This is a genomic window from Clostridioides sp. ES-S-0049-02 (assembly GCF_020658465.1).
Classification (GTDB): domain Bacteria; phylum Bacillota; class Clostridia; order Peptostreptococcales; family Peptostreptococcaceae; genus Clostridioides.
Genome location: NZ_JACVWG010000026.1, coordinates 1 through 10,788, shown reverse-complemented (window position 1 = coordinate 10,788; position 10,788 = coordinate 1). Strand labels below are relative to the sequence as shown.

Sequence of the window (10,788 nt, the reverse complement as noted above, 5' to 3'; positions counted from 1 at the left end):
ATTACTGCATCTTTTAAAGATTTAGTCGCTTTTATTTTAGGAACTCTTTTATCTTCAGTCTTCCAAGGCTTTTTAGTTCCATCTTCAAGAGTCATTTCTCCTTCTCTTCCTTTTTGTACTTTAGTTAAATACTTAACTCCCATTAGAGTTAATTCATCACCATTTTTTAATACTTCATTTCTTTTTTCTTCTACCACATCAAGTATTTCTCTCGCTTTTACCTGTGATACATCTAATCCCTCTGCTATCATTTTTATAAATTCTTTAGTTTTCATATTTTTCAATCTCCCTTTTTCATATAATTTTCATTTGATAATAAGAGGTTTTTTTTATCCCCTTACATTATTAATATGTTTTAAGCAGCCCTTTTTTAAACCACTTTACTTGCGTTAACATGAACTACAAAAAGTTTCATAACCATCTTTTCTTCTTTTATTCTTATTGAAATTAGATACTAATTTTATTTCACCACATCTACTACATCTTTTATATTTACCTTTAGAAACAGAGATATAATAATAGTTTTCTTCATAATTTTTCTCATATGTATCTATTATTTTGTTTACTATCTTATTTATTTGATTATTTACTGCTTGAGGTGTTATATTCATTAAATCTGAAATGTAATCTAACGATTTATCTTTTCTATATAAATCCAATATTTCTTTCTGAACTGTAGTAAACTCCGTTTTAGATATGAGGTTATTTAAATCCATAAAAATACATGATAAGTCATCTTGTAAATCATTTCCTTTTTGAACCCTTAAAAGCTCTCTTACATGTGATTTATCAAACATGTCAAGATAATCCCAGTCAGGGCTTCCTGCATCGGCTAATGGTGCTTTCCAAATAATAGGTCTTTCTATTAAACTTTTAGCATCTATCATATCATTTTTTAATAACTTTAAATTCTTTCTAACTACTCTCTTAAGTTTCGATTCTTCTTTATTTAATTGTTTACTCCCTAGCTCTTTATATTTAGCTTTATACCACTCATAAGTATCTGAATATATTTTTATGACTGGGTATTTTTTTGCATCTTTAGGTTTGACTTTTATATCTTTTACTTTTTTGTAGTTATTAGGTAACTGAAAAAATGCAAATGAAGTGTCTTCTTTAAATCCATCTTTATTAGAAATTTTTGAATTGATGTTTCCTCCATTAACTGTAGCTACCTTATTTAGAAATGCTTCTTCTTGACATGCTCTTTGAAATAGTTCTTTTGAGTTATATATTTTTATTTTAGTTTCTTTTTGTTTATCATCTACAGCTAATATATAACTAGCTAGTATTTCTAAGCTCTTAGCTATATTAGAAGTTGAATATGTACTGTCATTTTTATTTAATATTAATTTAATTTTTGATGTATCTTGATGTGTATAGTTCCATGTGCCTTCACTGTTACTAAATGGATTAACTACACCTGTATATTCACTTGGATTCACACCTTTGGATTCACACCATTTAATAAATTCTTTATGCCCCATTATAATTTCTTTATTATTATTCTCTACATAATATATACCATCTTTATTTAAGGGACTATCCGAAGTTTGTTCAAATATTTCTTCCCAAAATTTATCATTAAATTGCTTTTTCTCTTGGTAATTTACTCTTGTAACAACATTCTCATTTCTTTTTGTAACAGAATTATAATATTTGTTACTATAACTCTTCTCCCCTTCTTCAAACCATGTATATTTAACTCCTAATCGTTTTTCAACATATTTAATTCTCTCTGAACAACTATCTATACTGTAATCTAAATTCTTTATGTAATCTTGTGCATATCTACCATCTATACTTTCATAAAAATTGTTATTATTATATATCAATATTATATCTCCCTTCCTTGTAATCCATCATCATAGTCTGTATCATCATAATCCCATATTTCATCCTTAGAATCCCCCTCATGCCTTCTATTTACTATTTCATATGAAGACTTTTCACTCATTTCCATATATGTATTTATTTTTCTTTCATATTTATCATCTTTATTTAACTTTATTTCTTCTGATTTCTTTAAATCTTCTAAATATATTAGCTCTATTTTTTCTTTCATAATTCTCCTTTTATTTTTAATTTATCTTAATTTTAAATTTGATTTGTAAAGATTTGCTTTATTAGACTTGAATTTATAGATTTGTTATTATTGATATGTATAAATGATTATACATTATAGATTTTCTAACTTTAAAATTGATTTGAAAAATATCTGTACACACTTAAATAATTCTTCATCTGTGCCTATTTTCTTATTGTTATAATATACGTTTCCATTTTCATCAAATCTCATTACTTGCTTATTAGATATAATTTCTATTGTACTATTTTCATAAAATCTTATCCTTCCACTTAAAGGTTTTCGTCTAGCATCAATACTAAAATCTGTTTTAATCTTAAACACCTCTTTCCTATTTTTATCTAAATAAAATTTAATTTTATATCCAAGGTGTAAACTTTTTACGCCACTTTTTTGCCCAAAAGTAAACTTTTTACGCCACCCCTAAATTTTATTTTTCGCCTATTTTTAAACGTTTTTTGCCATTTTTTAGTGTTCATTACCTCTTATTCTGAGACTGGTCTAACTAGATATAAATTAAAAAAAACATAAATTAATTGTTTTCTTTACTTCATTTAAATTGTTACCTCTCCAAATTACATAAGGATTTATAATAAAATAATCAGTATTTTCATAAGAATTTTCAACAATTACATATTTAAAAAAATAATATTTATCTACATTTACTTCTATATAAAATTTAAGTAATTCTTTTTTAAATTTAAGCATGTATTGTTTTGAAGAATCAATATTTAATAACTCGCAAATTTTATGCAAACTAATTTTCTCTATTTTTGAAATATCTGATTCATAAGGATTTAGACATAAGATATTGCTCTCGAAATGTATATATGGTATGAGTTGATATATATAACTTAATTGTTTATGTTGTCTTGGTGTACAATGTTCATAGAGAAATCTACTTGTATTTATATAGATTCTTGTATATTCTTTATTTTCAAATTTAGAAATTCCTTTTGTAAAATACTTTGGATTTATATAAAATTTATTACTAAATTCATACAACAATTCGCTTTTCTTTACATCTATTAAGAAATCTCTAAATGCTCTATCCTTAAGGTTTAATATTTCTTTCATATTTTTCCTATCTATAGGAATTATTTCTTTAAATTGAGAATATCTAACCAATAAGTTTTCTTCTCCTGTATTATAGTTTAAATATGTTGCAAGGTATATTAGTCTACTTATATTAGCTCTGCTTATATTTACTTCATTAAATAATAATTCATTTTTTACATAAGCACAAAATACAAAACCTCCTAACTTAAAATTATGATATGGTAACTCTTTTTTGCTATTCATGATAGCTTTTTCTTCTGGTGAAAAACTTCTTTTCCTCTTACCAATTTCAAGTACTTCACCTCTTTTCATCCCTCGATGTTCTACTACTTCTCCAGTTCTCTTATCTGTAACGATAATGTCTTTTATAAATTCATTTCTTCTTACTATAAATACTACCTCCTTTCATTTTTTTAACAAAAGTGCTACACACACTTTAAAAAGCCTATTTTTCCTATGTTAAAAACAATGTTTAAAAAAATATTATAAAAGTGATAACCCAATCGCAAGATAAAACCCATCTTGCAATTGTTCTTCGCAACAAGTTGCTTCAGAAATATCATTTCTATATTTTTATTATAATATATATCTTATTATATCGCAACTACTTTTAAAAAAAATATCTACCCCAATATTTAAAGGAGTAGATATACATTTAATCTGGCATATCACTATATATGTCGTTAATGCTTTCTTCTAGTACAGTTGGCTCTTTTCTTCTTTGTACATTTTCAGTTCTAATATTATTATCTAAATTTATAGCTTTACCAGATAATATTGATTTCATTAGGCTATTTTCTCTAAGTAAAGATTCTCTCTCCAGTAACATTCTCTCCAATGCAGAGCTTCTACTTGTAAGTTCCTTCTCTTCTTTATATCTCTCTATACTTTCAAATAAGTCTTTTTCTAAAGTATAACTTGTTGTTTTTTTCATTACATTTCACACCTAATCTAGTTAAAATAATTTAATCCTACTATAAATAATCCTTTTGCTGTTGCCATTTGAGCATTTTCTACAAGCTTAAATTTAACATTATCAAATTCCATATTTAACGCTGTTCCTCCTGCTATATAAACATCTACTTCATTCATATTCTTCCATTTATTGGATAATATTTGTTGTATTCTCTCAGAGAATAATTTATATTCTGGTTTCTTCATGTAATCATACTTATTCGATGAATCTATCTCATGTGTTTCTTTAGTTATATTTTCTTTTTCTAGTTTATCTTTTATTGTACTTAAAGCATCTTGATTACCTAGCTCTACTGTTTCTGATAGTTTGTCTACTCTTTTAAGATTCTCGTTAAAATATGTTAGTTCTGTTGTTCTATAGCCTATTGTAGCCAGTGCTATAGGTCTTGTATTCTTCTGACCTTTTAATATAGCGTAAACTCCCGCATCTGCTTCTCTAAATATGTTTACATCAGCTATTCTTACTTTCTTATATGTGTTCTCTATGTTGTCTTTTATATTAAATTCTTTTCCTTTGTAACCTTCTATAACCTCATTTAATGTAGTTTTTCTAAAGTTCTTATATGGTACTCCAAACATTATTTTTACTTCATCTGCTATAGCTACTTGGTTAAGTGCAGCGGCTACTAGAACTTGTACTGTTAAACTATTTTTTCTGTCATCTGAATTTCTAATTGGATATGAGCTTTCTTCTTCAGCTAATAAGCCAACAAAATAGTCTTCATTATCAAAATTTATATATATAGGGTTATCATATTCTTCAAAATTTAACTCCCTGCCTGTCCCTATGATTGATTTAAATAAGCATTGTTTAGTTTTACCTTTGTACTGAGAGTATGCTTTTACATATCCTCTACCAACATCTAATCCTATCACTTGAATTTCCTTATTTTCAACTTTATTCTCTGCTTGTTTTATCTCTTTGTTATTTTGTTCCATTTTTTATTCCTCCTAAAAATAGATTAACTATATAATACCATATTTTATATTTTTTGGCTATTGATATATCATTAATATCTTAATACTATAGCGTTATTTCTACAAATTAAAACACATCATTTATTGATATATTAATGTATTTTAACTATAAATTCATTAATATATCAATATTTTTTCAAATCATTAATTCTTTTATTGATATATCATTGATATATTCACATTATATCATTTTATATAAAAAATCGTTCAACATATTCTGATATTTATTTTTATTTCCAATTTACACACAAAATTTTAATAAAAAACATCTATTTTCTCCTGATTTTTATTGTTCTATATTGCTATGTGTTTTAGTTTTATTATTTGATATTTTCTAACTAAAGATTGAAGACAGTTTCAATGTAGATTTGTAGGCTTGAAGTGTTGTTATTGTAATATATCGTATATAAAAACTTGAATTTTAAAGTATTGATTTGCTAGAATATAAGGTTTATTTTGTCTGTAAATTCGTCTGTAAAAATTATTCGTGGAAATGAAAGAACTATACCCAATTTTTTGTTGCACTTCCAGTCACTTTACTATAAATACCCCCATCCTATTTTTTCATTTTTTTTTAAGTTTAAATAACAAATTAACCTTATTTAATTAATATAAATATTACTTTTTACTACTTTTTTAAGTTGGCATTTTTGTCAGTAAAAAAGGACATAAAAGTAAGTATTTTATGCCATTTTTATAAAACCCAGTATTTTCAACGTATTTAAAGGTACATCCTTTTAATTTGTCAGTAAAATGTCAGTCATTGCTTTTTATACGCTATAAAACTATTGCAATTACTGAATTTTATTAAATTTATATAGTGTCCATAATTATATAATTTTTTATATTGTATAGAAATTTTTATTATAGATTAGAAAGTCTTATAGACATCATTCAGACATCATTCAGACATCATTCAGACATTAAAGAGTCAAATAGACCTCAAGACTTGCAACTATTGAAATTACTACATTTAAATAAATATATATAATAAATAACATTATTTTACTTGCAATATTGTAGTTGTTAATGATATAATAAACTTGTACCAAAATTTAACATAAAGGGGGAACAATAATGTGGGTAAGCATAGTAGACGTATCAGCAAAGTTTTATTGTTAAAGAAAGTTTTTATTATAACCTTTAACATAGTGAGTATAATAAGTTCTCTAATCACTATCTATTGTTTTATTAATAAGTAAAACAATAAGCCTATACAAGAGTGTACCGACTCTTGTATGGGTGATACGTCTACTATATATTATAACACATTTAAACAAGCTATGAAAAGAGATACTAAAACATGTATATTGTATGGTGTTGGTTGTTTAATAGTTATTCTTGCATTAATAATAAACATTAAACGATTGTTTTAGGAGGTGAATACTGATTAATGAAGCTAGATTTATTGAAACAATACAGACTTGAAAGGGGACTAACACAACAACAATTATCTACTTATATTGATATGTCTTATCGAAGTTATTCAAGTAAGGAGAATGGACAAAGACCTTTCTATATCGGAGATTTGGAAAAGATATTTAATGTACTGAATTTAAGTGATAAGGAAATATTAAGTTTGTTAGATAGAAAAAATGTATAGTATAATACTCAATAGACTAGGTTGTAACATATCTAGTCTATTTTAATGTGCAAATATATTTCAGAAATATTTTACCGAAATATATTTACATATTATTCCATTTATGATATTATCTAATCATAGTAAGAAAAACTTACTAAATAATTTAATATTGGGGGGTGTCTTGATGAAGTTCACTAAAGACAAAATAAAAGAGCTAATCGAGTTGGTAGGACAACTTGAAAAGCTCATAGTTCAGATAATTCAATCTGCTGAACATATTTTTATATCTTTAATATCTTTATTAGGCTGGGTTTTTATTTTTATCTATATTATATTTAATTAAAGATAACATAAAACCCTTACAATATACCTATAAGTACATTATATAGGTATATTGTAACACACCCAATATTAATTATACAAGAGGTGATTTAATGAACCAACATACAAATACAATCTTTAAAATACTTCGATTTTTAGGATTATGTATATTCCTTTATTTTGCATTAAAAGCCATGTATATAGTTTATTTGTAAAGTAGGTGATAGAATGAAACTAGACAAAGTTTCACAATTAAGAAAAGATAATAAATTAACTCCAACCGAACTAGCATATCATTTAAATATGTCCGTAAGAAGTTATCAAAATAAAGAAAAAGGCAAAACAGAGTTTACAGCATCAGAAATTGAAAAGCTTATAAATCTTTATGATATAGAAGCAAGGGAGATACTTAACATTAAATAAAATAATTTAATAATACTCAATAGACTAGATTGTAATATATCTAGTCTATTTTATTATAACAATACATCGTACAAGCTATTTAAATCCATTTTAAGCACATTGTAACATACCCACTTTATGTTTGTACCTTTATTTTTTAGAATCGAATATAAAAATAAGCTAGAATTATATATCTAGCTTACAGTAGTTTTTTTAATGTATTAATTTGTTCTTGTACTATTGTTTTACTCTTAGTGTCTAACTCTCTATAATTGTCTAATAGCTTGACCTCTTCTTCTTTTAGTTGTATATTTTCTTTTAAATCTGTTTTACACAATATATAATCTATACTTACATTGTATATATTAGACAACTCAACTAATTTATCTATATCTATTTTTCTATTACCATTTTCCCACCTTAAAACACTATTATAAGCTACATTTAGTTTATCAGCTATTTCTTGTATATTATAGCCTCTTTCTTTTCTAACTTCTTTTAGTCTATTCATTTTCCCACCTTCTTTTTTACATTTATAATATCATATGAAATAACTTTAAACAACACCAAAAAGGTTAGTATTATAAAATAAATAAATCCTTTTTGGTATTATTTTTTTATTTTTATATTGACATGCATCCTTTTTGGTTGTATAATTAAATCATAGCAAGGAAAAACAAGAAAACACTGAACCACCTCTTACAGAAGTAACAGGCGAAGAACCCTCTTAAAACTCTAAGCTAATAAATAATATTGAAAACTAAATATGACATAGCAATTATGAAGCATGTCATTATCAAAAACACATCAAGTATTTAGTAAAATAATTTACGGATTGTTTTATTAAGTACTTGAATATAGTACTTAGAATTATGTTATAATAATAAAAGGAGCGTGGTCGTGATGGAAAATAAGATACTAGAATTATTACAAGAAATGCAAGGCAGTATCAAAGAAATGCAAGGTAGCATCAAAGGGATACAAGGTGAAATCAAAGGAATTAATACTAGACTTGATGGCATGAAACAAGATATTACAGATTTAAAAACTGGACAAGTTGAAACTAATAATAGACTTGATATAGTAGAATCTCAATTGAAAGAGAATACTCAAATTCTTAAAGCACTAGAACATAAAGCAGATGTAAGCAAAGCAGAACATGACAAAATGTCTTTTGATATATCACGTGTTCAAGGTGATATGACTAGTGCAAAAGATGACATACAGGAAATTACTAATAAATTAAGCACTTTAGAAACTGTTACAATAGATAATTGGAAAGATATAACTAAATTAAAAAAAGTAAAATAATTTATAAAAAGTACTTGACATTTTGTTAAGTACTTTTATATTTTTATGATTTTTCCGATGACCTGCATATTGATATATATATTTATATAAGTATGCGAGTCATCGGATTTTTTGAAAAAATATAAGACAAAAAAATCTTGACTAATTTGTCATATTATTATATAATAGATTTATGATAAGAATTAATCTTATCTATACAATTTAATATTAGGGGGTGTGCTTGATGAAAGTAACCAAAGACAAAATAAAAGAGCTAATCGAGTTGGTCGTACAACTTGAAAAGCTCGTATTACAAGTGTTTAAATCACTTGAAACAATATTTATTGCTTTAGTTTCTTTATTGGGCTGGATTACAATACTAAACTACATATCCAAGTAAAATTAGTAAAGTAATCTTACAATATATCTATAGATATATTTCTATGGGTATATTGTAGCACACCTAATATTAAAAGTAAATGAGGTGATTTAATGAATCAACACATTAAAACTATATTGCAAACAGCAAAAGTATTAGGTTTATTATTCTTTTTATATTTTGCATTAAAAGCAATATATATTGTTTACTTTTAATATCCATTGGGTTAGTTAATACATAAGTAACCCAATTTTGCTATAATAATAATGAGGTGATAGTATGAAATTAGAAAAATTAATTAATATAAGAAAAGAAAAAAAATATTCTCAGGAAGATATTGCAAGAATGTTGGATATATCTTTAAGAAATTATCATCGAAAAGAAAAGGGAGAAAATCAATTTACAATTAGTGAATTTGAAAAGATATATAAATTTTTAAATATAAACCCATTAGAATTATTAGACTAGCTTATAAGCTAGTCTAATTTATTGCATAAGCTATTTGATGCTATTCTAAGCACATTACAATACTATCTCTTTGTGTTTGTACCTTTAATTTTTAAAATCGAATATAAAAAAATAAAGCTAGACATCTAACCTAGCTTAAAATAATTTCTTTAATGTATTTATTTGTTCTTGCACTATTGTTTTACTTTTAGTGTCTAATTCTCTATAATTGTTTAATAGTTGTTTTTCTTCTTCTTCTAGTTGTATATTCTCTCTATTATCTGTAATACATAATATATAATCTATACTTACATTGTATATATTAGATAATTCAATTAACTTTTCTGTGTCTACTTTTCTATTACCATTTTCCCATCTAACTACACTATTTTTATTTACACTTAATTTATCCGCTACATCCTGAACAGTGTATTTATTTTCTTTTCTTAACTCTCTCAATCTATTCATTGTATCACCTCTTTCTTTTTATGATAACATATTAAAATTGTATAAACAATTAAAAGGTAGCCAAAACGGATTATCTTTTTTATTTTGTAATCCTTTTTGGTCTATATTTTTTAATTTAAGTATTGACATATAATCCTTTTTGGTCTATAATTAAATCATAGCAAGGGAGAACAAGAAAACACAAAGCCACCTCTCAAATGAAGTAACAGGCAAAGCCTTCTTAAATTTCTAAAGCTAATATCTTAAAGGGTTCTATTAAGAAATATTAAACTACTATTAAAAAATTACTACCTTTAAGTTGACTTTTTTAAATGGTGTGAATGGTGAAAGGCACACAACACAAATATTCCACATAGTTTTTTCTTCATTTTTTAACTACAAAAATGGATTGGTCATACTAGTTGGTGAGGTGTTCCCAACATTAAGATATTAAATGAATGAAATATATAAAAGTTTCCAGTTGTTAGCCTATAAAAATCTGAGGTATCAACTTAGTTGCTTCTAAAATAGCACTCAATACAACTTAATACGACATAGCAGTTGTGAAGTACTGCATTATCAAAAGTACTCAAGATTAAGCATTAAAATTATAGTTTGTACTGCTTAACACCTACATGGTTATAAACTATCTAACTTTTACTAAAATTATTTAAACTATTTATTTTAGATTATTTTAGTAAGTGTTAGAATACAACACTTAAATTATGATATAATAATAAAATAGGAGTGTGAACGGCATGGATGAAAAAATATTAGAGTTATTACAAGAAATGCAAAAGGATATTAAAGGAATGAAGC

15 protein-coding genes are annotated in these 10,788 nt (G+C 25.3%); 6 read left to right on the top strand and 9 right to left on the bottom strand.

Features of this window, described 5'->3' with window-relative positions:
• The 7 genes from IC213_RS19900 to IC213_RS19870 form a co-directional block, all read right to left on the bottom strand.
• The coding region (locus IC213_RS19900; RefSeq protein WP_227863545.1) for an HU family DNA-binding protein at nucleotides 1-275 on the bottom strand (275 nt) is incomplete at its 3' end.
• A 114-nt stretch (nucleotides 276-389) separates the two neighbouring features.
• On the bottom strand, nucleotides 390-1,835 hold the full coding sequence (locus IC213_RS19895; protein ID WP_227853421.1) for a hypothetical protein: 1,446 nt from the start codon (nucleotides 1,833-1,835) through the stop codon (nucleotides 390-392).
• 2 nt (nucleotides 1,836-1,837) lie between these two features.
• Entirely contained in the window at nucleotides 1,838-2,065 is a 228-nt protein-coding gene (locus tag IC213_RS19890) for a hypothetical protein (RefSeq protein WP_227853420.1), read from the bottom strand.
• A gap of 114 nt (nucleotides 2,066-2,179) precedes the next feature.
• The gene (locus IC213_RS19885; protein WP_227853419.1) at nucleotides 2,180-2,410 is read right to left on the bottom strand and encodes a hypothetical protein; all 231 of its coding nucleotides are present in this window, start codon (nucleotides 2,408-2,410) and stop codon (nucleotides 2,180-2,182) included.
• Nucleotides 2,411-2,602: 192 nt separating this feature from the next.
• Complete coding sequence (locus IC213_RS19880) at nucleotides 2,603-3,457, bottom strand: hypothetical protein (protein WP_227853418.1); 855 nt, start codon at nucleotides 3,455-3,457, stop codon at nucleotides 2,603-2,605.
• A gap of 343 nt (nucleotides 3,458-3,800) precedes the next feature.
• Nucleotides 3,801-4,079 (bottom strand): hypothetical protein, encoded by a 279-nt coding sequence (locus IC213_RS19875; RefSeq protein WP_227831840.1) that lies wholly within the window; start codon nucleotides 4,077-4,079, stop codon nucleotides 3,801-3,803.
• 17 nt (nucleotides 4,080-4,096) lie between these two features.
• Nucleotides 4,097-5,059 (bottom strand): ParM/StbA family protein, encoded by a 963-nt coding sequence (locus IC213_RS19870; RefSeq protein ID WP_227831841.1) that lies wholly within the window; start codon nucleotides 5,057-5,059, stop codon nucleotides 4,097-4,099.
• A 1,432-nt stretch (nucleotides 5,060-6,491) separates the two neighbouring features.
• On the opposite strand from IC213_RS19870, the gene IC213_RS19865 reads away from it, so the two are divergent.
• From IC213_RS19865 to IC213_RS19855, 3 genes are all read left to right on the top strand, one after another.
• Nucleotides 6,492-6,701, top strand: a complete 210-nt coding sequence (locus IC213_RS19865; RefSeq protein WP_227853417.1) for a helix-turn-helix domain-containing protein — start codon at nucleotides 6,492-6,494, stop codon at nucleotides 6,699-6,701.
• A gap of 166 nt (nucleotides 6,702-6,867) precedes the next feature.
• Complete coding sequence (locus tag IC213_RS19860) at nucleotides 6,868-7,026, top strand: hypothetical protein (RefSeq protein ID WP_167641003.1); 159 nt, start codon at nucleotides 6,868-6,870, stop codon at nucleotides 7,024-7,026.
• Between the two features lie 206 nt (nucleotides 7,027-7,232).
• Nucleotides 7,233-7,427 carry a helix-turn-helix domain-containing protein gene (locus IC213_RS19855; protein WP_167641004.1) on the top strand — a complete coding sequence of 65 codons (195 nt, stop codon included), beginning with the start codon at nucleotides 7,233-7,235 and terminating at the stop codon, nucleotides 7,425-7,427.
• 178 nt (nucleotides 7,428-7,605) lie between these two features.
• Here the strand turns inward: IC213_RS19855 and IC213_RS19850 are convergent, their stop codons facing one another.
• Nucleotides 7,606-7,917 carry a helix-turn-helix domain-containing protein gene (locus IC213_RS19850; RefSeq protein WP_227863544.1) on the bottom strand — a complete coding sequence of 104 codons (312 nt, stop codon included), beginning with the start codon at nucleotides 7,915-7,917 and terminating at the stop codon, nucleotides 7,606-7,608.
• Nucleotides 7,918-8,309: 392 nt separating this feature from the next.
• On the opposite strand from IC213_RS19850, the gene IC213_RS19845 reads away from it, so the two are divergent.
• The 3 genes from IC213_RS19845 to IC213_RS19835 all read left to right on the top strand — a co-directional run bounded on the left by IC213_RS19845 (nucleotide 8,310) and on the right by IC213_RS19835 (nucleotide 9,543).
• On the top strand, nucleotides 8,310-8,717 hold the full coding sequence (locus tag IC213_RS19845) for a hypothetical protein (protein WP_227863543.1): 408 nt from the start codon (nucleotides 8,310-8,312) through the stop codon (nucleotides 8,715-8,717).
• Nucleotides 8,718-8,940: 223 nt separating this feature from the next.
• A complete protein-coding gene (locus tag IC213_RS19840) occupies nucleotides 8,941-9,096 on the top strand; it encodes a hypothetical protein (protein WP_227863542.1) in 156 nt (51 codons plus the stop codon).
• 258 nt (nucleotides 9,097-9,354) lie between these two features.
• Nucleotides 9,355-9,543: a helix-turn-helix domain-containing protein gene (locus IC213_RS19835; RefSeq protein WP_227863541.1), complete on the top strand. Its 189-nt coding sequence runs from the start codon at nucleotides 9,355-9,357 to the stop codon at nucleotides 9,541-9,543.
• A gap of 135 nt (nucleotides 9,544-9,678) precedes the next feature.
• Here the strand turns inward: IC213_RS19835 and IC213_RS19830 are convergent, their stop codons facing one another.
• Nucleotides 9,679-9,990, bottom strand: a complete 312-nt coding sequence (locus IC213_RS19830) for a helix-turn-helix domain-containing protein (RefSeq protein WP_227863540.1) — start codon at nucleotides 9,988-9,990, stop codon at nucleotides 9,679-9,681.
• Nucleotides 9,991-10,788: the final 798 nt, after the last annotated feature.

Excerpts from the sequence above, each read along its gene's own strand:
- IC213_RS19855 (WP_167641004.1), top strand. The coding sequence starts at position 7,233 with ATGAAACTAGACAAAGTTTCACAATTAAGAAAAGATAATAAATTAACT.
- IC213_RS19870 (WP_227831841.1), bottom strand. The coding sequence starts at position 5,059 with ATGGAACAAAATAACAAAGAGATAAAACAAGCAGAGAATAAAGTTGAA.
- IC213_RS19890 (WP_227853420.1), bottom strand. The coding sequence starts at position 2,065 with ATGAAAGAAAAAATAGAGCTAATATATTTAGAAGATTTAAAGAAATCA.
- IC213_RS19840 (WP_227863542.1), top strand. The coding sequence starts at position 8,941 with ATGAAAGTAACCAAAGACAAAATAAAAGAGCTAATCGAGTTGGTCGTA.
- IC213_RS19875 (WP_227831840.1), bottom strand. The coding sequence starts at position 4,079 with ATGAAAAAAACAACAAGTTATACTTTAGAAAAAGACTTATTTGAAAGT.
- IC213_RS19880 (WP_227853418.1), bottom strand. The coding sequence starts at position 3,457 with ATGAAAAGAGGTGAAGTACTTGAAATTGGTAAGAGGAAAAGAAGTTTT.
- IC213_RS19860 (WP_167641003.1), top strand. The coding sequence starts at position 6,868 with ATGAAGTTCACTAAAGACAAAATAAAAGAGCTAATCGAGTTGGTAGGA.
- IC213_RS19845 (WP_227863543.1), top strand. The coding sequence starts at position 8,310 with ATGGAAAATAAGATACTAGAATTATTACAAGAAATGCAAGGCAGTATC.
- IC213_RS19850 (WP_227863544.1), bottom strand. The coding sequence starts at position 7,917 with ATGAATAGACTAAAAGAAGTTAGAAAAGAAAGAGGCTATAATATACAA.
- IC213_RS19865 (WP_227853417.1), top strand. The coding sequence starts at position 6,492 with ATGAAGCTAGATTTATTGAAACAATACAGACTTGAAAGGGGACTAACA.
- IC213_RS19830 (WP_227863540.1), bottom strand. The coding sequence starts at position 9,990 with ATGAATAGATTGAGAGAGTTAAGAAAAGAAAATAAATACACTGTTCAG.
- IC213_RS19835 (WP_227863541.1), top strand. The coding sequence starts at position 9,355 with ATGAAATTAGAAAAATTAATTAATATAAGAAAAGAAAAAAAATATTCT.